The 24,212-nt window shown below is 69.8% G+C and carries 11 protein-coding genes and 1 pseudogene; 4 read left to right on the top strand and 8 right to left on the bottom strand.

The window, feature by feature from the left end; genetic code table 11:
• The first annotated feature begins 789 nt into the window (after window positions 1-789).
• Entirely contained in the window at window positions 790-2,265 is a 1,476-nt protein-coding gene (locus QSK22_RS32385) for a CYTH and CHAD domain-containing protein (RefSeq protein ID WP_285498301.1), read from the top strand.
• On the opposite strand, the gene QSK22_RS32380 is transcribed toward QSK22_RS32385, so the two are convergent.
• Both QSK22_RS32380 and QSK22_RS32375 read right to left on the bottom strand, forming a co-directional pair.
• A complete protein-coding gene (locus QSK22_RS32380; RefSeq protein ID WP_285498300.1) occupies window positions 2,262-3,260 on the bottom strand; it encodes an NUDIX hydrolase in 999 nt (332 codons plus the stop codon). The genes QSK22_RS32385 and QSK22_RS32380 overlap by 4 nt on opposite strands.
• Window positions 3,253-5,337 (bottom strand): RNA degradosome polyphosphate kinase, encoded by a 2,085-nt coding sequence (locus tag QSK22_RS32375; protein WP_285498299.1) that lies wholly within the window; start codon window positions 5,335-5,337, stop codon window positions 3,253-3,255. The genes QSK22_RS32380 and QSK22_RS32375 overlap by 8 nt, the downstream gene beginning before the upstream one ends.
• Window positions 5,338-5,506: 169 nt before the next feature.
• Between QSK22_RS32375 and QSK22_RS32370 the strand changes: the two genes are divergently transcribed.
• The 3 genes from QSK22_RS32370 (at window position 5,507) to QSK22_RS32360 (ending at window position 8,620) form a co-directional block, all read left to right on the top strand.
• Window positions 5,507-5,929, top strand: coding sequence for a phage holin family protein (locus tag QSK22_RS32370; protein ID WP_285498298.1), 423 nt, complete (start codon window positions 5,507-5,509; stop codon window positions 5,927-5,929).
• Entirely contained in the window at window positions 5,926-6,954 is a 1,029-nt protein-coding gene (locus tag QSK22_RS32365) for a DUF3618 domain-containing protein (RefSeq protein WP_285498297.1), read from the top strand. Before QSK22_RS32370 ends, QSK22_RS32365 begins: the two co-directional genes overlap by 4 nt.
• A gap of 196 nt (window positions 6,955-7,150) precedes the next feature.
• On the top strand, window positions 7,151-8,620 hold the full coding sequence (locus QSK22_RS32360; protein ID WP_285498296.1) for a pentapeptide repeat-containing protein: 1,470 nt from the start codon (window positions 7,151-7,153) through the stop codon (window positions 8,618-8,620).
• A 353-nt stretch (window positions 8,621-8,973) separates the two neighbouring features.
• Here the strand turns inward: QSK22_RS32360 and QSK22_RS32355 are convergent, their stop codons facing one another.
• The 6 genes and pseudogenes from QSK22_RS32355 to QSK22_RS32330 form a co-directional block, all read right to left on the bottom strand.
• On the bottom strand, window positions 8,974-11,073 hold the full coding sequence (locus QSK22_RS32355) for a DEAD/DEAH box helicase (protein WP_285498294.1): 2,100 nt from the start codon (window positions 11,071-11,073) through the stop codon (window positions 8,974-8,976).
• Window positions 11,073-12,386 carry a BREX system ATP-binding protein BrxD gene (brxD, locus tag QSK22_RS32350; protein ID WP_285498292.1) on the bottom strand — a complete coding sequence of 438 codons (1,314 nt, stop codon included), beginning with the start codon at window positions 12,384-12,386 and terminating at the stop codon, window positions 11,073-11,075. Before brxD ends, QSK22_RS32355 begins: the two co-directional genes overlap by 1 nt.
• A gap of 25 nt (window positions 12,387-12,411) precedes the next feature.
• Window positions 12,412-15,324, bottom strand: coding sequence for a BREX-2 system phosphatase PglZ (pglZ, locus tag QSK22_RS32345; protein WP_285498291.1), 2,913 nt, complete (start codon window positions 15,322-15,324; stop codon window positions 12,412-12,414).
• Window positions 15,324-19,241: a BREX-2 system ATPase PglY gene (pglY, locus tag QSK22_RS32340; RefSeq protein WP_285498290.1), complete on the bottom strand. Its 3,918-nt coding sequence runs from the start codon at window positions 19,239-19,241 to the stop codon at window positions 15,324-15,326. The genes pglZ and pglY overlap by 1 nt, the downstream gene beginning before the upstream one ends.
• 26 nt (window positions 19,242-19,267) lie before the next feature.
• Window positions 19,268-22,867, bottom strand: coding sequence for a BREX-2 system adenine-specific DNA-methyltransferase PglX (pglX, locus tag QSK22_RS32335; protein ID WP_285498288.1), 3,600 nt, complete (start codon window positions 22,865-22,867; stop codon window positions 19,268-19,270).
• Window positions 22,868-23,688: 821 nt separating this feature from the next.
• Window positions 23,689-24,212 (bottom strand): annotated as a pseudogene (locus QSK22_RS32330) (methyltransferase domain-containing protein); the annotation flags it as partial.

Genomic DNA, 24,212 nt, shown 5'->3' with positions numbered 1-24,212 from the left:
CAGACTGCGCGTCATCGACGGCACCGCACAAGACCCCGAGGACGACAACCGAGAACTCACCGCTTAACCTGCAGCAACAGGATCACGCGGAGGCCGACTCATACACCACTCCGCTGGACGTGACCAGTGCCCCAGGCGGCACCGACAGAGCCAGGCGACCGCCCCTGCCAGTGCAGCCGATAGCCAAGCACCCGCCAGAGCAGCAACTCCCATCGCCCCCACGCCACACGACCGAGCCCCCAGGCGAGCCCGCAGCCCCAGGCCGAGGCGCTCCAGCCCCGATGCCAGCCGGGGCAGGTCGCCACGACACCACAGCCGACCACCGCACCACCGAACCGAGCGGAAGTGCCCCAGGCGGCACCGACAGAGCCAGGCGACCGCCCCTGCCAGTGCAGCCGGTAGCCAAGCACCCGCCAGAGCAGCAAACTCCGATACCCCACGGCTGCCGAATCGGGCGCAGGGTTCCCCCAGCGGCACCGGGCGTACAGGTCGTTCCGGCGGGGCCGTCGTCGTGCGTGGACGCGGCGGCAGCGGGTTTCGGCGGGCGAGGATCGGCGGACGCGGACGACGCGGTGACGGTGGCGGAGGGCAGCAACGTCAGACGGAGCGCGAGCGGGCGTCTCAAGGAAACACAACCATCCTGGCGGGTGAGATCGACTCGGCCATAACGGCAACCGCCGGGGAAGGACGGGCTAAAGAGAAAGACCAGCACATCGCCGGTACGTCCGTTCAGTTTCGGGTGCTGACCTGGCAGCATGAAAACCACCACGACGCGAAGGGCGTGATGCCGTGACGGCGGAGCAGCTGGAGATCGAGCGCAAGTACGACGCGAACACCGAGTTCACGCTGCCCGAACTGTCCGACCTGCCCGGGGTAGCCGCCGTGGGGCCGGCGCGGTCGCACCACCTGCACGCCACCTACTTCGACACCGACGACCTGCGGCTCACCGCGCGCGGCATCACCCTGCGGCGGCGGCGCGGCGGCGATGACGCGGGCTGGCATCTGAAGATGCCGGTCGGCCCGGACAGCAAGGCGGAGACGCGCGCGCCGCTCGGGCGGGCGCAGGTCGCCCCGGCCCGGCTGGCGAACCTGGTGGCAGCCTTCACGCGCGGCGCGGAGCTGCGGCCGGTCGCGACGCTGGAGACCGAGCGGACCGTGCTGCCGCTGCTGGACGAGAACGGCGCGGTGCTCGCCGAGGTGGCCGACGACGCGGTCACCGGCCGCGTCCTGCGGGACGACCACGAGGCCACCGCGTCCTGGCGGGAGATCGAGGTCGAGCTGGGCTCCGGGAAGCCCGGGCTGCTGAAGGCGGCGGGCAAGCGGCTGCGCAAGGCCGGGGCACGGCGGTCGGCGTCGTCGTCCAAGCTCGGACGGCTGCTGGACGGCGCCGTCCAGCAGGCCCCACCGGAACCGGCCGACGACGGCTCGGCGGGCGCGGCCGTCCGGGCGTATCTGGCGGCCCAGGTCGCAGCGATTTTGAAGTACGACCCGAAAGCGCGGGCGGCGGAAGAGGACGCGGTGCACAAGATGCGGGTCGCGGTCCGCCGCATCCGCAGCGCCCTGCGCAGCTACCGGCCGCTGCTGGTGCGCGAGCAGGTCGACCCGCTGCGGTCGGAGCTGCGGTGGCTGGCGGGGGTGCTCGGCGAGGTCCGCGACCTCGAGGTGCTGCGCATGCGGTTCACCGCGCGGCTGGACGAACTGGACGCCGGCGACGCCGGGCGGGAGTGGCTCGACGCAATATCCCGCGAGGAGCGGTCGGCGTACCGGAGGCTCAACGCGGCGCTCAAGGAACCGCGCTACTTCGCGTTGCTGGATGCGCTGGAGCGGCTGGTCGAAGACCCGCCGCTGACCGGCCGCGCCGCCCGCCGGGCGACCAAGGAGCTGCCGGTGCTGGTGGCCCGGGCATGGCGGCGGATGGAACGGGCGCACGCCGCGATCGCCATCGCCGAGGACGCCGACGAGGCGCGGCACGAGACCCGAAGGTCCGCCAAGCGGGCCCGCTACGCAGCGGAACTGGCCGTGCCCGTGCTCGGGGAGGCTGCGGCGCGGGCCGTCCGGGACGCACGACGCGTGCAGGAGGTGTTCGGCGGTTACCAGGACGGCGTGATCGCCATGGCGCGCCTGCGGGAGATCGCCGCACGCGTGCGCACCCCCGCCGAGGCGTTCACCGTGGGCGTGCTGTACGGGGCGGAGCGCTGCGAGGCGCAGGCGTCGCTGGACGCCCTGGAACGGACCTGGCAGCGGATCAACGCGCCCGAGTTCTAACAGGCGTGGCGTTCCAGCGCCGCCAGAGCCGGCGATGTGCCGTCGCCGACCGCCGATACGTGCACTGCCCAGAACGCCCCCTTGCCGAGCGCGGGGTCGTCGGGCTCCTTCCCGCCCAGCTCACGGCACAGGAAGGTGACCAGCTCGGACACGATCTCGCCGTGCGTGCAGACCACCAGCGGCTCCGGCGCGGGCGCCCCCTCGGTCGCTACCGCCAGGTCGAGCAGACGCGCGCACGCCCGCCCGGCGTCGGTGACGCCGATCGTGAACGCCCGGTCGGTGACGATCTCGGAGCCGGTGCGGCGCGCGAACGGCAGCAGCGTCTCGACGCAGCGCGCCGTCGCCGAGCTGACCAGACGCCCGGGGCCGTAGGCGAACAGCAGGTCGGCCAGCGTCCGGGCCTGGGCGCGGCCGGGCTCGTCCAAGGGGCGCAGCTCGTCCGGACCGTTCCAGTCGCGCTTGTCGCCCGCCGTGGCGTGCCGCAGAATCACCAGCGGACGCGTCACCGGCGGCCCGGCGGCGAACTCGCGCAGCAGGTCGGCGTCCAGCGGGTGGGTGAGCCGCCGCTCGGCCTCGGCCACCGGCAGCCAGACCAGCTCGTCCACCTCGTCGTTCGGGGTGAACTGCGCCGACGACACGGCCCGCGCCGCCCAGTAGTCGACGTACTTGGTGCGGCCGTCCTTGGGGTAGACGCAGGTCGGCAGGCGGCGCCCGAGCCGCGCCACGACGCCGGTCTCCTCCTCGACCTCGCGGATCGCGCCGCGCAGCGCGTGCTCGTCCCGTTCCAGCTTGCCCTTGGGAAACGACCAGTCGTCGTGGCGCGGGCGGTGGATCAACGCCACCTCGGGGGCGGGCGTGCCGCCGGAGCCGAGGCCGTCTCCCGGACGCCACAGCACGGCGCCCGCCGCGCGGATGGGCGGCCGCGTCCCGCCCCCGGGACCGGGTCCCCCGAGAAGGCGGAGGGTGCCGGGCGCGTCGGGGCGGGGGTCAGCCATCGACGGTCCTCCAGCGGTGGCTGCGGACCAGGTGCGTCTGGATGTCCAGCAGCTTGCCGTTCACCATGGTGGACCGGCGCGTCCACGTGCCGTCGCCGTCCAGCCACCAGGTCGCGGTGCCGTCGTCCATGGCCTGGTCGATCAGGCGGATGAGGTCGGCCCGGTGCGACCGGTCGGTCACCCGGACCAGGGCCTCGACCCGCCGGTCCAGGTTGCGGTGCATCAGGTCGGCGCTGCCCAGCCACACCTCCGGGTCGCCGCCGTGTTCGAAGGCGAACACCCGGGAGTGCTCCAGGAACCGGCCCAGCACGCTGCGCACCCGGATCGTATCCGACAGCCCGGGCAGGCCCGGGCGCAGCGCGCAGATGCCGCGCACCCAGATGTCCACCGGCACGCCCGCCTGCGACGCCCGGTACAGCGCGTCGATGATCACCTCGTCGACCAGCGCGTTGCACTTGATGCGGATGCGGGCGGGCCGGCCGGCGCGGTGGTGCTCGATCTCGCGCTCGATGCGCAGCACCAGCCCCGAGCGCAGGCTGTGCGGGGCCACCAGCAGCCGCTTGAACGAGGTCTGCCGCGAGTAGCCGGTCAGGTGGTTGAACAGCGCGCTGACGTCCTCGCCGACCTCGCGGTCGGCGGTGAGCAGCCCGAAGTCCTCGTACAGCCGGGCGGTCTTGGGATGGTAGTTGCCGGTGCCGATGTGGCAGTAGCGGCGCAGCGTGCCGTCGGCGTCCTGGCGCACCACCATGGCCAGCTTGCAGTGCGTCTTCAGCCCGACGAACCCGTACACCACATGGCAGCCCGCCTGCTCCAGCTTGCGCGCCCAGGCGATGTTGGCCCGCTCGTCGAACCGGGCCTTCAGCTCGACCACGACGACGACCTGCTTGCCCTCCTCGGCCGCCTCGATGAGCGCGTCCACGATCGGGGAGTCGCCGCTGGTGCGGTAGAGCGTCTGCTTGATCGCCAGCACGCGGGGGTCGGCGGCGGCGTCCTCGATCAGCCGCTGCACGGTGGTGGTGAACGAGTCGTAGGGGTGGTGGACGAGCACGTCGCGTTCGCGGATGGCGGCGAAGATCCCGGCGTCGGCCGCGATCGCCTCCTTGGACGGCACGAACGGCGGGTACTTCAGCTCCGGCCGGTCCAGGTCGGCGATGGCCGCCATCCCGGCCAGGTCGAGCGGGCCGTCCAGCCGGTAGATCTGGTTGTCGTCGATGGCCAGCTCGGTGGTGAGGAAGTCCAGCACCTCCGGGGAGATCGAGCGCTCCACCTCCAGCCGGACCACCGGGCCGAACCGGCGGCGCAGCAGCTCGCGCTCCAGCGCCTGCAGCAGGCCCTCGCTGATGTCCTCGTCGATCTCCAGGTCCTGGTTGCGGGTCACCCGGAACGCGTGGTGCTCGACGATCTCCATGCCGACGAACAGCTGCCCGAGATGGGCGGCGATCACGTCCTCCAGCGGGGTGAACCGGTTGGGGGACGCCTCGATGAACCGCGGCAGCAGCGGCGGCACCTTCACCCGGGCGAACAGCGTGCCGTCCCGCTCCGGATCGCGGACGATCACCGCCAGGTTGAGCGACAGGCCGGAGATGTAGGGGAACGGGTGCGCCGAGTCGACCACCAGCGGGGTCAGCACCGGGTAGATCCGGTCGCGGAACAGCCTGCGCAGCCGCTCCTGCTCGGTCTGCGCCAGCTCGTCCCAGCGCAGGATGTCGATGCCCTCCTTGGCCAGCGCGGGGCAGATCTCCTGGTGGAAGGTCGTCGCGTGCCGCTGCATCAGCTCGTGCGCGACGGCGGAGATGCGCTCCAGCACCTCGCGGGGCTGGCGGCCGCTGGCCGACTGCACCGCCAGGCCGGTCGCCATCCGGCGGGCCAGCCCGGCGACCCGCACCATGAAGAACTCGTCGAGGTTGCTGGCAAAGATCGACAGGAACCGCACGCGCTCCAGCAGCGGCAGCGTCGGGTCCTCGGCCAGCTCCAGGACACGCTGGTTGAACCGCAGCCAGCTCTCCTCACGGTCCAAAAAGCGATCTTCGGGCAGCGCCTCCGCGTCTTGTCGGGGGTGTCCTGGTTCGACCGTCATCAGGCAAATTATCCCTGCTCAAGGTGAACGTTGGTGAAACGCCGATGTTCCAGCTTGTTGTCGATAATCAAGTGGTCCCCACTCTTCCCCCTGATCACTCCCTGCCGCCCCGTTAAATCCCCTGGTGAGCGGGTATCGACAGCTCCCGTGCAAGGGAGGCGACGTTGCGATGTCCGAACAACTGACCGAGCGGCGTGTCGAAGACCTGGCCGGAGCCTCGACCGCCGAGCTGATCCGGCACCTCAGCGAGCAGAGCGCCCGCCTGGTGCGCGAGGAGCTGCGGCTGGCCCAGCTGGAACTGCGGCACAAGGGCGGCCGCGCCGCCAAGGCCGCCAAGATGTTCGGCGGCGCCGGAGCGCTCGCCCTCTACGGCGGCGGCGCCCTGGTCGCGGCGGCGGTGCTCGCCCTGGCCCTCGTCCTGCCCGCCTGGGCGGCCGCGCTGATCGTGGCCGGCGTGCTGTTCGTGGTGGCCGGGCTGATGGCGCTGCAGGGCAGGTGGCATCTGCGCCTCGCCACGCCCCCGGTACGCACCGCCGACAGCGTTCGGGCCGACGTCCACGAGATCCAGCAACGCACCAGGGGCAGGAAATGACCACTTACGACCGTGATCCGCAGGTCGCGGAGCAGCAGCACAGAGTCGAGGAGACGCGCGCCGAGCTCGGCGCCACCGTTGCGGCCCTCGCCGCGCGCGCCGACGTCAGGGCCCGCGCTCAGCAGAAGGCCGGCCAGCTCAAGGCCAAGGCCCGCGAGGCGACCCCGGACGCGGCCGTACACGCCGCCGAAGGCGCCCGCCGCCACCCGCTGACCACCGCCGTCGGCGCCACCGCCGCAGGCGTGGCCGCGTACGCCGTGTACCGCGCCATCCGCAGCGGCAACATAAGGCCAGGCGGTCGCGGCCCCATCATGCAGCGACGCACACCCGGAATCTTCGGAGGACGCGGCACCCTCGGCCGCGGAAGGCTCACCCAGATCACCGCCCTGCCGCGCCGCACACACCGAGGCACCACTCTGCAACGCGCCCTAGGCATCACCCCGGGCAGGGGCACACTCGCAACCCACACCACACCTCACCGGGGCAGCACTCTGCAACGCCTCCTGGGCAACACCCCGAGCAGAGGCACCCTCAGAAGCACCCACCACCGCGGCACCACGCTCCAACGCGCACTCGGCATCACCCCGAGGGGCGGGCTGCTGAGCGGCAGCTACAGAGGCCCCATACAACGCGGCCGCACACTGGGAAGCCGCACCACAACCCACCGAGGCAACACCCTCCAACGCGCCCTCGGCATCACCCCCAGCAGAGGCACGCTCGCAGGCCGCACCACACTGCACCGTGGCAACACGCTTCAACGCGCACTCGGCATCACCCCGAGGGGCGGGCTGCTGAGCGGCAGCTACAGAGGCCCCATACAACGCGGCCGCACACTGGGAAGCCGCACCACAACCCACCGAGGCAACACCCTCCAACGCACCCTGGGCATCACGCCGGGCGGCATGAGGAACGGCCGTGGTCGCTCCTTCAGCGGTCGTGGCATCTCGGGAGCCGTCCCGACGCGGCAACGCAAAGCGATCAAGCGGACTCTCCGCAGGACCGGGTCAAGCGGCGTTCGCTTCTGACCCCACCCGTGCTGTGGCGGCACCGGGCACTGTCCTTCCGCCACAGCACGAACTTCTGGAGAGTCGGCATGCACGGACGTCGCCTCAGGTAGAGCACGCGTTCAGCGGGTATCTCCAGGGGCCGATAGCGGACGTAACGCTCGGCTACCCTCCAAGAAGCTTCACGTAATCACCAGGTGTGGGTAAAAACGGCCCCGTGAGCACTCAGACCGTTGCCCTGGACGCACTGGCGACATGGCCCCGCTGCAAGGTCGCGTACGGCTGCGCCGGACGGGCCGTCGACCCGTACCTGAGGTGCGCCGCCCATCTGACCCCGGACGAGCTCGAAACGTACGCCGCCGGGCTGGGGCCGGGCGACGACCTGGATCTGCGCGGGGTCACGGTGCCCCCGCACGTGCTGTCCGTCCTGCTGGACGCGCTGACCGGTCCCGACGGCCGTCCGCACCTGGGGCGCGGCAGGTTCGACGGGGCGGTGCTGCCGTCGCCGTTCTCGCTGTCGGGCGCGTGCCTGGAGGGCGACAGCTCCTTCGACGGCGCGTGCTTCACCGGCGCCGCGTGCTTCCTGGACGCCCGGTTCCTGGGGCACGTGTCGTTCCGCAGGGTCCGTTTCAGGGGCAACGCCTCGTTCCACGGCGCGCGGTTCCACCGGCACGCCACGTTCGAGGAGGCGGTGTTCGCGGGGGACGCGCTGTTCGGAGAGACGATCTGGCAGGCGGATGCTTCCTTCTCCCGGGCGGTCTTCATCGGCGCGGCGGCGTTCGACCGGGCGCGCTTCGGCCGCGACGCCTGGCTGCAGGCGGCACGGTTCGCCGGCGCGGTCTCGTTCCGACGCGTACGGGTGACCCGGCAGGCGCGCTTCGAGCGCGTCAGTTTCCGTCGCGACGCCTGGCTGGGACCCCTCGCGGCAGGAGTACGCCTGCGACTGGCGGACGCGGTGGCCCACGGCACGCTGCACGTGAGCGCGGTGACCCGCGCCTTGGACGCACGCGGCCTGTCGGTACGGGGAGCAGCCGACTTCCGTCTCCGCCACGCCGATCTCGACCTGGAGAACGCGGTGTTCGACGGCGCGGTGTCGGTACGGACGGTCGATCACCCGTTCCACGGGCTGACCGATCTGCCGCACGAACCGGTGGTGCGGGTGCTGTCCCTGTGCGGGACCACGGCACCCGGGGTGGCCCTCACAGACGTGGACCTGAGCCGTTGTCGTTTCCTGGGGCTGGCGCGCCCGGAGCGTCTGCGGCTGTCCGGGTGTTCGTTCGCGACCGCCCCGCCCAGCCGTTGGCGGCTCCCGGGATGGCACACGCGGCGGCATGCCGTCCTGGCCGAAGACCTCACGGGCTCGGCCAACGCCGACCTCCTGGAAACGCTCTACCGGCAGCTCGCGTCCGCCGCCCACGAGTGCGAGGACGGCCGAAAGCTCGAACGCGACTTCCGCTACTGCGCCCTGGACATCCGCCGCCGCACGGAACGCGACCAGTGGCGCCGCCTGGGCCTGCACCTGCTGTGGTTAACCTGCGGCTACGGCCTGCGCATCGGCCGCACGCTCCTGTGCCTCGCCGTCCTGGCAACGGCCGTCTGGTTCGGCCTCGCCCTGGCCCGCCACGGCGCCACCCCCGTCACCCCCACCCGCCACGCCATCTCCTCCCCACAAGGCAGAGCGAGATAGCCGGCTGTCAGCACAACCGACATGCGCCCATCGGCCATGGCCGCGATCGCCGGCTTCTACGCTTCGTCCTGCTCAGTGAGCAGCAACGGATGCCGACGATCGACTTCCCGCGCCGATCATGGCTGGAACAGCAGGGACAGCAATTGCGTGGTCAGCTCACTCCGTGTCGATCTCTGAGCCGCCATGGTGGTGAAGCCGGTGGCTTGGGCGCCCCTATCTGCGCTGCCCAGGTCAACAAGCCGGAGCACCACGGTTCCGACAACGGGATGAAGGGGTGGGCCAGTGGAGCGCCTCCGACTATGAAGATCACTTCAGCGTGCGATGTCCTGATGCAGCCGGACGATGCATGCTGATCACGAAGGAGGGAAGGCGGTGAAGCGGGTGGCGTCGCCGAGGGCCTTCTCGGCGCCGTCGAGGTCGGCGAGCCGGGCCGCCGCGGTCGCGGCGGCGAGATGAGCAGGCAGCGCCGCCGAGAACTTGAGGCCTCGGACGGCTCGCGCGTCGACGTCGGGCAGCACGAGCGGTGCTTCGGCGCGCGCCGCCTTCCACATTTCCGGCGTCAGGTCCTCCCGGAGCCGCACGAACAAGTCCGTGGGACGCTGCACCTGGTCGGTCACGGACGACAAGGTCGCGGTCAAGGTGGCGTTGGCGCGGTAGCCCGCCCACGTCCACCAGCGGACGTCACCGCCGACGCGAGTGATCACCAGCCCGGCCGGGTGAACCGACTCCGCCGCCTTCTCCGACCGGAGCGTCTGCAACCGCGCACCCGCCCTGCGGGTGAGGGAGACGGGCGGGTCCGCGCCGAGCAGGACGTCGCGCATGGCGCGGGTGAGCTCGAATGACAGGCCGGCTATCGCGCCCGCGGTCCATTTGGCGATGCCGTCGCCTTCGGCGGGTTCGACAAAGCAGCGGCACCGTTTCCAGTCGATGTAGGTGACCTGCCAGGTCCGTCCGGCCAGCAGGAGGCGGCGGGGGCCGGGGCGGTCCTCGGTGAGCACGGACGGGTCGGTGCGGCCGATCTCCGCACGTCCGGACAGGACGGTGAACTGCGGGGGCGCCGTGAATGACGCGGTGAGGTCGATGAAGTGCCGACGGCCGAACCGTTTTTCCGCCTCGGCACCGATGAACAGCATGCCGTCGTCCTCGTCGAGGAAGCCCTCGGCGACGAGGTGGCGCAGGATCGGTTCTCCGGAGCGGTCGAACGGCGGCAGGCCGTTCCACTGCTCCGCCCACGTCCTGTTCCCGAGCCGGTGCTCCTGGAGCGCGACGGCCAGGATCTGCTGCGCGACCAGGTGGCGCGGCATCGGCGGGGCGGCGACGTCCTCGACCCACCCCCGTCCCCACAGCAGCAGCAACCCCGCCGCCTGCAGCAGCGCATGGTCTTTGGTGGCGAGGAACAGGCAGGACCGCTCGGTGCCCGGGCGGCGCCCGGTGCGGCCCAGGCGTTGCAGGAACGAGGCCACGGTGCCGGGGGCGTCGATCTGGATCACGCGGTCCAGATCGCCGACGTCGATGCCGAGTTCCAAGGTGGACGTCGAGACGATCACGCAGTCGCGGGCCTCGGCGAACGCCTGCTCGGAGCGGCGGCGTTCGTCGGCTGAGAGGGAGGCGTGCGAGAGGAAGGTGGTCACGTCGCGGGCGCGCAGGGCCGCGCCGAGCTGCTCGACCTGGCTCCGCGAGTCGCAGAACACCAGGCGTTTCTCGCCGCGGTGCAGGGAGGCGATGACCTTGGCGGCGTTCTCGATGGAGCCGACGTAGTCGAGCTCGACCCGGGCGGCGGGCGACGCAGCCGCCGGTGTCGGAGATTCCGGGGCGACGACCCGGGCGGGCCGGGTTCCGGCACCGGCGCCTTGCAGCCAGGTCAGCAGGTGACGGGGGTTGCCGACGGTCGCCGACAGGCCGATCCGCTGGATGGGGCGCCCGGCGACGCGGGTGAGGCGTTCCAGGACGGCGAGCAGGTGCCAGCCACGGTCGTCTCCGGCGAAGGCGTGCACCTCGTCGACGATGACGGCGCGGACTGCCCCGAGCATGCGGGCGTGATCGGTCTTGTGGCTGATGAGCATGGACTCCAGCGACTCAGGCGTGGTCAGCAGGATGTCCGGCGGGTCCATGCGGATGCGTCGCCGCTCGGCTTCCCGGGTGTCGCCGTGCCAGAGTCCGGCGCGGCGGCCGAGCCATCGGGCGTACTGGTCGACGCGGGGCGCGAGGTTGTTGAGCAGCGCTCTGAGGGGACACAGGTAGAGGACGGAAACGCCGGTCCACTCCTGTTCGGCCATCGCGGTGAGGACGGAAAACACCGCGGCCTCGGTCTTGCCGCCCGCGGTCGGGGCCAGCAGAAGCGCGTCGTGGCCGTCGAGGATCGGGGCGACGGCCTGGTGCTGCAGGGGGCGCAGGCCCGGCCATTGGAGCGTGTTGACGATGTGATGCAGGACGACCGGGTGCAGCCGCTCCATCACACGTCCAGATCGATGTCGTCCGCTGTGAGGTTGCGTTCCACGTCGGTGAGCTCGGTGCCGGACACCGTGAGCGTGTAGTGGACGCGGGGGTCGAATTCGGGGAACTGGTCGATGCGGTCGAGCACGTCGCCGACGAGCTTCTTGAGGAACAGCCGGGGCGCCACACCGACCTTGCCGCCGAAGGCGCCGCCGACCGCACGCGCGAGGTCGGCGATGTAGGCGTCGTCGGCGAGCGCCTTAATCCGCTCAGGCGCGTCGGACCTCGCCGCGTACAGGTCGCGGATGGTAATGCCCAGCCCGGTCAGCGACTCCAGGGTGAACCCGGTCAGCCGCACCTGGACCGCCCGCGGGTTGTCGAAGCGCGGGTCGGTGGTGAAGTCGGTGGCGAGCCGCTGGGCGAGCGGCGCGAGGCGCTGCACGCCCTGCGGCCCGTCGTAGAACGCGGGCGTCCCGGTGATCATCAGGTAGAGGCCGGGGAACCGGCCCGAATACACCTCGTCAATGAGCTGGCGCAGCGCGTTGAGCGCCTTGTCCCGGGCGTCGGAGCGGACCCGCTGCAGGGTCTCGACCTCGTCGAGCACCACCAGCAGGCCCGGGTGCCCGCAGTCGCGCAACACGGTCAACAGGCCCTGCAGGAAGCCGAGCGCCCCGAAGTGGTCGAGGTCGCGGCGTACGCCGGCGGCGCGCCGGGCCGCGGCGGCGACGTGCGGCTGCCCGCCGAGCCAGGCCAGCACCGCGGCGGCGGTGGCCTCGTCACCGGAGGCGAGCGCCGCCCGGTAGCCGCGCAGCGCGGCCGCGAACGACTGCGCCTGCCGCGACACCTCCGCCAGCCGCGCCGTCAGCAGCCGCTCCACCTCGCCCGGCAGGTCCTCTTCGGGCGTCCCGGCTTCCAGGGCGTCCTCTTCCAGCGCGTAGAACCACGCGTCCACCACGGGGCGCAGCGCGCTCGGCGGGAAGCTGGCGGTGGTCAGCCGCTCGGTGAGCCGCCGGTAGACCGTCTCCAGCCGGTGCAGCGGCGTCTCGGTCTCGGAGATTTGGATCTCCGCCACCGCGAAATTGCGGCGTTTCGCGCGTTCACCGAGCCATCGCGTGAAGAACGTCTTGCCGGTCCCGTACTCGCCGCGGACGGCCTTGAACACCGAGCCGCCGGAGGCGACCGAGTCCAGTTCCGCGTCGAGGGCGGCCTCGAACCGGTCGAGCCCGGTGGCGAGCAGGTCCAGTCCGCTTTCGGGCACCGCACCGCGGCGCAGCGCGTCGATAACGGCCCGTCGGCGGACGGCACTGACCTGGGGGGACCGTGCGCTGTTCACACCCACCAGTGTCCCATCGCGCGGCTCACCGCACGTCGAACTGCTCGCGCAGCAACACGGTGTTCAGCCGCAACGTGCGGCCGTCGGGAAGGGTTTCGAGGACTTGGACACCGTCGTAGTTGAGCACTTGGGCGAGCACGGCGGCGAAGCCGTCGGCGCGGGTGGCCGGGTATCCGACACGCTGTGCCAGGGCGGTGGTGGGCAGCGTGCCGGAGTCCAGCAGCGCCCGCACCGCCGCCTCGACCTTGCCGAGCGGAGGTTTGCGCGCCACCAGGTTCAGCTGCTGCCGGAACGTCTCGGACGCGAGCAGCGCCGCCGCAAGGGCCGCCGCCGCCGACTCCGCCGCCGACCCCGCCGGAGATACCGCCGCCGCTGCCGTCGCCTCCGCCGGCGCGGCGACCGGCTCGCGCGCGTCGCGCTCTTCGACCTCCAGCTCGAACAGGGCGTCGGACGACGGTTTCACCGCGATCGGCGAGGCCGGCGCCCGCACCTGGCCGACCGGCCCGGCCTGCGTCCGCTCCGGCTGCTCCGGTTCCAGCCGCCACCAGGCGGGATGCTGGTCGCCCAGTTCCCGCCATCCCTTCGGGGGCGCGGCGTTGAAGGGCAGGAACGCCAGTACGGGGATCGCGAACTCGGCGAGCGCCGCACCACCGTGATAGCCCGCCTTCTGAGCCGTGTACCGCAGGTCGCGGTCCCACAGCGCCACGATCTCACCGCCCGGCACGTCCTGGACGACGCGGGGACCGGACAACGCAACCTCGCCGTCGGCGACCGGTCCGCCCGGCAGGCGGTGACGCGCCGACACGGGACCCGCACCGTCGATCTTGGCTCCCCGGCGGTCCACGACATGCCCGTGGTCGCTGGTGATCAGCACGGCCATGCCGCGTTCGGCGGCCTCGCGCAGCAGTTCTCTGAGCTTGCCGATGTGCTCCAGCCGCCAGGTGGCGTCGCCGAGCCGCTGCTCCTTGGCGAGTCGGTCGTCGATGGTGTTGAGCACCACCGCGACATGTCCGGTCTCGTCTTCGAGGGCTTCGGTCAACGCCCGGCCGAACGGGGATCCGGCCGTTTCGCCGCGCAGGTCGTCCTTGTGGAAGACGGCGGCCGGCGCACCGCCCCAGAACCTGTGCTGGGGGAACAGCCGCTTCTCGTCGGCCTGCCCGCCCTTCATCAGGGCGGCGGCGAACAGGGACGTCCGCGAGACCGCCGTCACGGTGGGCAGGGCCGCGGCCATGGCGCGCCGCCGCGGCGCTCTGCCGGACGGGTCGGGCACCGGGTCGTACTCGGCCCAGTTGCGGCGCAGTTCCTCGGCGAGTTCGGCCGCGATACCGGCGGTCATGCCGTCCAGCACGAGCAGCAGCACGCGGCGCGGAGGCTTGGCCGTCACCACGGGTTTGACCACCCGGTGGAGGAACGTTTCCACGGTCAGCATCGACCCGGGGTCGGTGCCCGCCGCCGTCCACGTTCTCAGCGCCTCGGCGAAGGAACGGTCGATCCGGCGGCGGGCGTCGCGGACCCGCTCGCCGATCAGGTCGTAGGCGGACTTCACCACCGGGTCGGGGTCGCCGCCGGCCTCGATGTGGTCGAGCGCCTGGTCGGCCCAGCCGGTGTCGGCCACATGCCGCTGGATCGCTGCCGCGACCGTCGGTGCGCCGGTCGCGCCTTCCGCGGCGGGGTCGGTGGCGAGCCAGCGGACGAGCCGGGCCGCCATCCGCCCCCGCTCGATCCGCACCAGCGCGTCCTGGTCCCCGGCCAGATGGTGACTCTCCAATGCCGCCAGGGCGGCCAGGATCTCGCCCAGGTCTTCCGATCGCAGGGCCCGCCCAAAGGCGGTGAAACGCGCGCTCAGCCCTTCGGGCAGCACGGCGCTGTGCGCCACCGACTGCTCGATGCCGAACTGCCGGGAGAGCTCGGAGGCGCGGCTGAGCACCCGGTCGACGGCCCGCCTGGCCTCCCGCCCGGCCTCGCCGTCGTCGGCGCGGCCCACGGTCACCAGGGTGGAGACGAACTCCTGGCAGGACCGCCCGAACCTGAACAGGAAGGTGTCCAGCGCCTCCCCGGTGGCGGGCAGCGGGTCGCCGAGCCAGCGTTCGATCCTCCCGCGCGCCTGGTAGGTGCGCGAGTCGGCGGGGGCGTCCAGCCACAGTGCCGCGCACAGCAGCCCGTACGGCACCGCGTCCGCGCCGTGGTCGGCCTCGACGAGCGCGAAGAGGACCCGCCCGGCCGCTCCGGCCTGCTCCTCCTCGCTCAGGAAGCGGATCAGGCCTTCGCGTTCGGGGCGGCGCAGCGCCAGCAGCCGGTCCGGCCCGCCTGGGACAAGCGACCAGCGCAGCAGCATGTGGGTGTCGAGGCCGTCGCCGGTCCGTTCGGTGTCGGATTCGGCGCCGCCGCGGTCGTCGTAGCGTCCCAGCCGCAGGCGGCGCATCGCCAGCAGCGACAGCGCCGTGCGCCGGGACAGCATCTCGCCCGCCGGCCGGGGCCAGCCGCCCGGCGGGGTGGCGTCCAGGAGGGCTTCGGCCGCCCACGCCTCTTCGTGCAGCCGCGGGTCGCGCTGGTCGGAACCGAACGTCTCCAGGACGAGGTTCCAGTTGTCGACGATCTCGACGCGCTGCCGGTGCACGCGGGCGAGGATGGCCGGGTCGAGTTCGCTCTCCTCCCGGTCGGTCAGCACCACGAGCACCTCCGGGCCGTCCTCCTGCCCCCCGAAGTGCTCCAGGACGAGTTCGTGGATCGCGAGCGGCGACGGCGCGGTGGCGATCCGCGCCCGCTGCTCGCCGTCCCACGACAGTTCGTCGGGGCCGTCCCACTCGGGGACGGCCCGCAACAGCACGACCCTGCGCTTCGGGCGTTCGTTCAGGCTCCTGCTGGCCGCCAGGTACTGGGTGACGGCCGCCACGGAGAGCCGCATGGCGCCGTTGCCGGCGGTGGTGGGGACGGACATCACTCCACGACCCGCCAGGTGATCTCGATGGTCGCGTCAGCGGGCAGCTCGGCCAGCTCACTGCGCAGCTCGTCGGCCGCGCGGGACGCCGACGTCCGCCGCCTGCCCTCCCGCCTCGCCGTGGCGGCCTTGCCCGCCCGCCCGGCGCCGTCGCCCGAGACTTGCGGGTGGCTGGAGCCGCTGCCCAGGTCGACGTCGTCCGGCCTCTCCGGGCCGCGCGGCGCAGACGGGGGCGACACCGGCGGGGGCGGCGGGCCGGGATTGCGCCTGAGCAGCGCGGTGACCTTCCGCCGGGTCTCCTGGAGCGCCTCCACGAGGTCGGCGGTCCGCTGATCGGCGCGTGCGATGCCGCGCAGCGATTCCAGCAGGGCCGCGCCCTCGGCGCCCTGCCGGTCGGCGAGACCGATGACGTCCCAGGACGCCCCGGCCAGCGCCTCGGCGACGTCGCGGGCGCGTTTGATCGACGTGCCATACCGGTCGGCGGACACCCCGCCGAGATCGAAACGGGCCAGGGCCTCGACGGTCTTCTTCGCCCCCGCGCCGCCCTGCGCCGGCACCAGGCACTTCAGCAGTTCCACCGAGCGGCGGGCGATCTGCAGCCGCCCGCTCTCGTCGGTTTCGTCCAGGCCGAGGAATCCGGCGTGCTCTTCGAGCTGCCGGACCAGGTCGTCGGCCGCGCCCAGGTGGGCCTTGGCCTCCTCGATGATCTTCTCGGCGAATTGGTTCACCAGCCGCCCGCGCCGCAGCGTCGGCGCCGTCTTACCAAAGATCGCCTCGAACCGTTCCCGCGCGGTCGCCCAGTCCTGCTCGCTCGGCAGCGGCTGGGCGCGCAACGCGTCCCCGCTCCTGATCTGGTTCAGCTCCGGCGCGGGGACGAGCGGGACGCCGCCGCGCACCCACACCCGGTCGTCCAACTCGGCGAACGAGGCGACGATCAGGTGCGCCAGGAAGGGGTCGAGCCCCCGCGGCTGCGGCTGGTCGATCCAGTCCAGCAGCTTGATCAGACTCAGGTCGCCGGTGACGCCCTCGCTGCTGGCCAGCATCCTGAAGTGGTCGGCCCAGTCGTGGGACAGCTTGAAGTACGCCTCGCGCTGCGTGCCGAGACGCAGCGGCCCGACCAGCCGCGCCATCAGCTTGCGGTCCTTGGCGGGGACCTCCACCTGGCGGTCGCGGGCCTCGGCAGCGGCCCGCACGTACCCGAAGACGGTCTTGGCGTCGGACAGCTTCACCGGGGCGCCGGTGCGGTCGCTCAGGTCGGGGTGCGCGGGGAACTGGTCCTCCAGCAGCCGCCCCGCGATGTGCCGGACCGCCTCCCGCATGGTCTGCCCGAACTGCACCTTGAGGTCGGGCAGGTCGTCGGGGAGCGGCTGGAAGTGCTGGTCGAAGTCCACCTGGACGTGCGCGGCCTCTTTGGGCTTGAGGCCGTACGCCTGCTTGAAGGCGTCCTTGACCTGCTTGAGCAGCGCCTCACGCTGGCTCTCCAGCAGGCCCTTGGCGCGTTCGCGGTTGTCGGAGTTGAGGTGGGCGGCGTACTGGGTGGCGAACCGCTGCTCGTCCGCGAGCGCCTTGTCGATGATCACCAGACGCCTGAAGTCCGTGTAGCGCTGCGCCGACAGGTGGGTGGGGAGCCACGCTACCGTGCGGGAGCGTTCGCGCTGCTTCTCCCGGAGTTTGCGGATGCGGTTGACGTCCTCGACCGGGCCGTAGTTGCTCTCGTCGAACGGCAGGTCGATCACGAGCCGCCACCGTCCGTCGATCTGCGGCACCAGGTCGTGGTCGGGCAGTTCGTCCTCGTCAGCCACGTTCCCGAACACCACTTCGAGGGTGCGCTGCGAGCCCTTCCAGACCAGGTGCAGTTCGTCGCAGCCGAGCCGGCCGTCGGTGTGGTCGACGTCCAGCTCCTCGATGAGCAGGCGACGGGCCAGGGCGGCGCGGTTGCCGGGGTTGTCGTTGACGCGGGCGTTGGCGATGACGGAGTCGACGTCGACGCCCGTCAGCTCCAGCCGCACGCCCGGGTTGGCGGGGGTACCGGTCTGCTTGATCTCCGGGAACCTGGCAGCCCACTCGTCGATCTTGCTTTTGATGATGCCGACCTCGCTGCCGGGGATCGGCGCGACGACCGAGCCGTGGTTGAGCGCGGCGAGCCGCCGCAGCGTCAGGTCGTTGAGCGCGGGCACGCTCGGGGCGAGCGCCGACAGCAGCAGCGTGCAGATCAGCCGGTTGTCGCCGACGAACAGCTTGCAGCGCTGCGCCAGCGCCGGGTCGGTGACGCCGTCCGGGTCGCGCAGGTACCGATGGACGTCCTCCTCGGTGACCTCGTGGCTGTTCAGCAGGTACGGCCTCAGCTTGGTCTTGTAGAGCTTGTCGGCGGCGGCGAACACGACCTTCAGATCGTCCACGAACGGCTTGTCGCCGCCTTCGGCGATCACCGGGTAGAGGTCGCCGACCGCGATCAGGTCGCCGAGCCGCAGATGGTCGCGGTTCGCCGCCAGCAGCTCGCCCATCAGCTTCAGACCGGTCCGGGACCGCTGCAGCGCCGAGGAGATGTGGACGAGCGTGTCCATGAACGCGGGCGAGAAGGGATAGGTGAGTCGGAACGACTCCTCGTCGGCGCCCGTGGTGTTCTTGTCGGATCCGAGCAGGGTGTCCCAGATGTTGGGGCCGAGCGCCTTGGTCCGCTCGAACGCCTCGCTGATCATCTTGGCGGCGGGGCCGTTCTCCCCGCCGATGGGGGTCAGCAGCCGCGCGTGCGCGATCTGCGGCAGGTTCCGGTCCTCCAGCGTGATCTTGTCGAACCGGCCGGAGGCCAGGTTCAGGGTGTCCTGGATGGCCGCCTCGGCCGCCCCGGACATCTCCTCGCCGACCAGTTCCCGCAGGTCGCGCTGGCGGGCGATGAACGACACGATCGGGATGGCGCGCCGCGCGTCGCCGCCCTCCACAAAGTTGGTGATCTTGCCTGCCTCGTGGGCGACCAGCTTCTGGTCGTGGATCAGCGTCGCCAGCCACAGCACCAGCTCGTCGAGGAAGAGGATCAGCCCGTCGTAGCCGAGCGACTTGGCATGCTCGGCGATCACCGACAGGCCGGCGTCGAGCGAGATGAAGCCGTTCTCGTCCTCGGCGGCCTTTTTGGCGAACCCCGGCAGCAGGTTCAGGGAGGCGTCGTGGACGAGCTTGGCGCGCAGTTCGGCCGGCGTCGACGGGTTGATCAGGTTGAGTTTGCGCTTCTCGGTGTCGTCGCCTGCGTCCTCGTCCTGCGCCCCGTGCCATTCCTCCGCGGCCATGGCCTGGTCGAGCAGTTCCGGCGTCCAGGCGAACGACTCGCCCCACTCGTCTTCGTCGTCCTCGCCGGAGCCGGGCATTTGGAGACCCCTGATGACGGCGTCGTCGCCCATCCGGGCGCGCAGCCCGCGGATGTCGTCGAACAGGGCGTCCGTCTTGTAGACCTGCGGCACCGACGCGTCCGGGTGCAGTTTCCTGATGTACTCGGCGTACTTGCCGAGCACCCGCTGCTCCAGGGACCGCGCCCCCAGCATGTGGTAGGGCACCAGCAGGAACTTCTTGCCCTCGCTCTGCAGCCATTCGTGCCGGGTCAGCACCGAGTCGAACTCGGGGTTGCCCCAGGCCTTCGGGTGGCGTGACAGCAGCGCGTACAGCACCGCCATGAAGTGCGACTTACCGGAACCGAACGAGCCGTGCAGGTAGGCGGCCTTGGACGTGTGCCCGTCCATCGCCGCGCGGATGAGGTCCAGGGCGGCGTTGAAGTTCTCCCGCAGCCGGTCGGTGAGCACATAGTTCTCGAGGGCGCGTTCGGCCCCCTCGGGCGTGGTGGCCTCGGCGAGGCTCAGCACGTAGTCCGAGGTGGAGATCGACTCCTTGATCGGGATGAGGTCGCGGAGCAGCGGTGGGCGCTGTGCCATCTGTTCTCTCTGCCTTCCCCCGTCGGTTACTTCTTCTTCGCTGCCTTCCGGCCCCGCGTCACCGGTTCCGGTCGCCAATTCCGCAGGTCATCGTCGGTCAGGCCATGCTCGCCCTGGATCTGCTGCCGGTAGCCCTCGAAGAACGCGGCGGGAGACCCGCTGTAGAGGGGGTGGAAATCGTCGTGCCACTGCTTCAGCCATGGTTGGAGCTCCAGCAGACCGGCCAGGAAGGGCGCGATCTCCTCGCGCGTCAGGGCCTGGTTGGTGAAGTAGGTCGCGAGCGCCTGCGCCTGCTCCCGGTGGTCCCACCCGGCCCAGCCGAAAAGCTGCGGCTGGACGCCGAGAGCGGTCGGATAGGAGATGAACCGCTCCTTGGGCACGTCGAGCTTGCCGCGCGCCCGCCAGTACGACTGCTTGATGAAGTCGGCCGACGTGTACTTGGGCGGGGTGGGAATGGAGTCCCGGATCTTCCGCTTGGTGATCTCGTCGGGCGCGGCGTCCTCCTGCCGCTGGAGGTCCCAGACGTGCTCCCAGTCGGCCCACTTCTTGAGCCCGGACGGCTTGTAGCGGAGCGAAGCGAGGAAGGGGACGTGCTCATCGGCCATGAGGTCGGCGACGACCTTGGCCAACTCCTCGCGAGGCCGGTACAGCTTGGCCACGGACACGAAGTCGTCGTCCTCGGCGAGCATGTCGGTCAGCCGCGACAGCGTGACAAGGACCGGCATGTCGTTCGCATCGAACCAGTGCTCGCGCTTCTCGATCCGGTCGAGCAGCCAGGAGCGGAGCGCCTTTTCCTGGAGCGCGTCCCACCCTTCGGTGGCCCACCGCCGCTTGTACTCGGGCCGCTCGATCATCCCGATGGCACGGGAGGTCTCGATCGCCTCAATGCGCTTCTGCACGACCCGCTTGTAGGACTCCGGCCAGTGCTCCGGAATCTCGGTGATCGGCGTGGAGCCGTGCCGCTTGAACCACTCGTCGGACGCCTCGCCCTTGGCGATCCGCCGAGCCAACACGATCTCAAAGGCCCGCTCCCCGAGCGCAAGCTCAGGCACGTCCTCCTCCGGCGCCCGCAGATCCTCCGGATGCAGCCCGTAGATGGAGTAAACCTGCCAGTCCAACTCCTCCTGCAGCGCAATCATCTTCCCTCTAATAGATCGCCAGGCAGCTCTCTCCATGCGCATTCGCGTTGCATCCACTGGCGCAGAAAATTTGCCTGTAGCAGTCGGAGCATCTTTTGCGACGAGACTCGCAATCCTCTGCGGCAGAGTCGTCGGCATATTTTCCGGGATTGGAAATCTAGCAATATTCGAGCTATTGAATTGATAGAAATCCTCAAACGGAAGGGTGCTTTGGCGAGCCCCTCGCGCATCGACGGTGCTGCCTTTGTTGTGGCACATCATCTTCAACCAAAAGCAAGCTGTCGAACTATTTAGAATACCCAATAGTTGCAAATAAAAGGATCGATCTACATCTTCATCTAGCACAATGACGGGAGCTGTTCGGTTGAAGATCGGCCGACTCTCATCGAGCGTGAAGTGGTTGTGTGTCGCCACTTCGGCGAACGCGATCCTCAGTTGGGTTTTGAGTTTAGTGTTATAGAGTTCCTGCCACTCGTACCATGCGTAACCGCGCGTTATCATAGGAACGCCAAAGCGCTTACGCTTAGATATCATCGGCCGATACGGCGCCAGGTAACGAAAGACGTGCGGAATTTCCTCTAGAGGACGCACCGCGTAGTCATCGTCGTAAACCCATGCAGAGTCGAACGAGCCGGTGATTCGATAGTCGCGAACCATATCACCAGTGACCACAGGGCGCGAGCTCTCGAACCTGTATCTCCTCTCGGCGCTTCCAGGTGGTAGAAGATAGAGATCATCCTCACCAGTTACCGACGTAATACCAATATCTTTGGCAATTCGACCGAGCGGACGAGAGGAGGCTTCTTCGATGATTTCGATCATCTCGAGGCCGCCATCGGCCAAAATCCACGGCTGCCTACGAAAGCAGCGGTCACGCTCGAGGTCATCAACGGAGACCCAGGGGCTGATCGAGCCCGGCGTATCGACTTGCCGAACGATTGCATTCCAAACCAGGCCGTCCTCAGCCTTTTTTGGAACCGAGGGCTCACCTTGCCTGCTTCGAACTGTGCGAATATAAGGCGACCGCTCTGGCCCGGAGCGCGACTTCCCGATCAATATGACCGTAGGAGTGCCATGGCCAGGTATGTATACACCCGACGAGTCGATAACCTCGGTTAGCTCAACGCGCTCACCGTAGAAGTCCTCAATTAGCTTTCTTCCATATTCGCGCTTCATGAAAGCATTTGAGGTTATCTGACCGACAAGTCCATAGCCGCAACCAGTAGACGCTGTCCCTTTTTTGGCCAACCCAAAAAACCTCTGTGCAAATGGAACCGTAAGTGCATACTTTCCCGAACAAGCGTCATACAGATCGCGATAGACCTGGTTGATATTTTCATCTTTAGGAGTAATGTATGGCGGGTTGCCCACGACGACGTGGTAGCGACCTGGCTCCAAAATTCGAGGATGCTCGTGAACATCCTCGGTGGCGTAAGAGAACTCGGCCAAGGGGTCGCCTGTCTGCTCGCTGGTGAGGCTGAGCTCCAACTGGCGGGCCTTGATCAAAGAGTCGCCGATGGCCAGATGAAGGGGCCATTCGTACTTGGCGGCCTCGGCCAGGGTGCGGATGTTGGCTGCGGCCATCGCGGCTACCAGGAGGCGGAAGCGGGCGACGGCGATGGCGAACGGGTTGATGTCCACGCCGTGGACCGAGTCGAGGGCCGCGCGGACGCGTTCGTAACGGTCGCGGCCGGGCTGCCGCTCGTTCCAGAGGCGGACCAGGCGGCGGAAGGCCCCGAGGATGAAGTGCCCCGAGCCGCACGTCGGGTCGATCATCTTGAGTTCTTCAAAGCCGAACTCGCGGATCGCCGGGTCCATGGTGCGGTCGAGGATGAACTCTTCGACGAACTCCGGGGTCTGGAGGAGCGCGTACTTCTTGCGCGCCGACTCGGAAAGGTCCTGGTACAGGTCGCCGAGGAAGCGGGTGTCCCAACCCTCGGTGCCGTCGTCGTTCAGGGGGTCCGTGAAGTCGTGGACCAGGGTACCGTCTTCGTTGCGGGTCTTCCAGAAGTTGATGAGGGCGCCTGCGGCGTCGTGGCTGATCGGGATCTGGAAGAGCGGGTTGTGGGCCCGGTCGAACAGCAGCATGCCGGCCTGGCCCTCGCCGAGTTCCGCGAAGGCACGTTCCAGCCAGCCTCGGTAGGTCGGGTCCTCGTCCTCCTCCACGTACGCCTCGTATCGGGCGCGGGCGAGGTCGTTGCGGTCGGCCTCGGGGGCGGCGAGATACGGCTCGGGGATGAGGCGGTTGTCCTCGCAGAAGCGGACGAAGACCGTGCCGAGCACCCAGGCCACCGCCACCTGGGTGACGCGCTCGTCCAGCCAGGAGTTCCACGTGGCCGCCGTTCGGCCGATCTTGCGGGCCTGGTCGTACTCGGCCCGGAGCCGGGCGTTGATCTCGGACAGCGCCTTGACCTGGCGCGACAGGTCCTGTTCGAGAGCCTGAACTTGCTTCTTCAGGTCGGTCAGCAGGGCCTTGCGGTCGATCACGTGGGCCGTCCGATCAGCTGTGTAATTTGGGATGTCTCCAGAACACAGGTTATCGACGGACTGTGACTGTTTCAGCCGCTATGGCTGATCTTCGGCGTCCAAAGCAGGCCACTTACCCAGTTGACGGATCTGCATTTGGTAACGGAACGTGATCATACAGTGTTGTTTGCGTCAAAGGCCAACACAGCGTGATCTCCGATAAAGACGGACATACAGCGCCTTATGGATCACTAGCTCAGCACGTCGACGCTACTGTGAGCACAAATCAGCAGGTCAGAGGCTCGTTGTGCCAGGTCGTTCTTGCGATCGCCGCATGATCTTCAGGGCGTGCCGGGAGCGGGGCGTCCTCGGGGCGACAACCTGCAGCAAGTGATCGTCTTGCGTGGTTGGGCTGTAGGCCTGCCGACGGCGCGTGTGGAGCCCTACCAGCACAGGACGTCCGGATAGGAGCCTTCGACGTGGGTGAGGCGGTGTGCTGCGTTCCCTCATCCAGCCGCTTGGCGGCCAGGCCCCTGTTCTTGGCCGGGGACGAGTGGTAGGGCGGCGCGGACGGTGTGCAGCGGAACGCTCACCAGACGCTCTGCTCTTACCTGCTCCGACCGATCCCCCGCCCCGGCCCGACGGAGATGAACGGTAAGGGCGTGCTCGGGACATGGCCGCGTTCCTTCGCCGAGGTCGGGTTGGGTACGTGTCCCCGGCTCTGACGCGGTGGCCCTGGCGACACGCACACGCACGCCAGGGCCACCGCCGCACTTGGGGTGTTCGACTCGGCCCGCCCTCCTACGAGGCGTTGAGCGTCGCAGGTTGGGGAGCCTGGCTGGTCAGATGGCGTTGTCGGGGTTGTCGAGCCACACCGTGTGCGCTTCGGGGCTGACGGTGAGCCCGAAGCGAGTGATGTCGGGGCGTCCCCACTCCAACCACCGCACGCATGCCTGTTCGACCTCGTCCCACAGGTTCCGGTCCCCGGCCTGCTGCACCTCGAAGTCCGGTGTGTCCGGCTCGTAGTCCACCGAGGCCCACGGGCCGGCGTGGTCGTCGCGGTCCAGCACCCACAGCGTGGCGTCGTCATCGCCCTCGTAATACCGGGAGACCACCCCCGGCACGAGCGCGGCCACGGTCACATCGATGCTGACCGGCCCGTACCGCAGGACGCGCGGGTCGATGCGGGTGCGGCTGGTGCGCACCGGTCGTTCGGCGGCCCGCCTCCACTCCCGGGCCGGCCCTCCGGCCGGGCGCTGCGAGCGCAGCACCATGAAGTCGGCCGACCCGGCGAACCGGCCCATGGCCGTCCCGTCCGGCAGCACGTCCAGCCGCACCAGGGCACCGCACCCGAAACCGGGCGAGT

Source organism: Actinomadura sp. NBRC 104425 (assembly GCF_030269545.1).
GTDB lineage: Bacteria > Actinomycetota > Actinomycetes > Streptosporangiales > Streptosporangiaceae > Spirillospora > Spirillospora keratinilytica.
This window is presented reverse-complemented; position numbering and strand designations above follow the sequence as displayed.

Bases quoted from the DNA above. Each gene is read 5' to 3' on its own strand.
- pglY (WP_285498290.1), bottom strand. From the start codon at position 19,241: ATGGCACAGCGCCCACCGCTGCTCCGCGACCTCATCCCGATCAAGGAG.
- QSK22_RS32365 (WP_285498297.1), top strand. From the start codon at position 5,926: ATGACCACTTACGACCGTGATCCGCAGGTCGCGGAGCAGCAGCACAGA.
- QSK22_RS32375 (WP_285498299.1), bottom strand. From the start codon at position 5,337: ATGACGGTCGAACCAGGACACCCCCGACAAGACGCGGAGGCGCTGCCC.
- QSK22_RS32355 (WP_285498294.1), bottom strand. From the start codon at position 11,073: ATGGAGCGGCTGCACCCGGTCGTCCTGCATCACATCGTCAACACGCTC.
- QSK22_RS32370 (WP_285498298.1), top strand. From the start codon at position 5,507: ATGTCCGAACAACTGACCGAGCGGCGTGTCGAAGACCTGGCCGGAGCC.
- pglZ (WP_285498291.1), bottom strand. From the start codon at position 15,324: ATGTCCGTCCCCACCACCGCCGGCAACGGCGCCATGCGGCTCTCCGTG.
- QSK22_RS32380 (WP_285498300.1), bottom strand. From the start codon at position 3,260: ATGGCTGACCCCCGCCCCGACGCGCCCGGCACCCTCCGCCTTCTCGGG.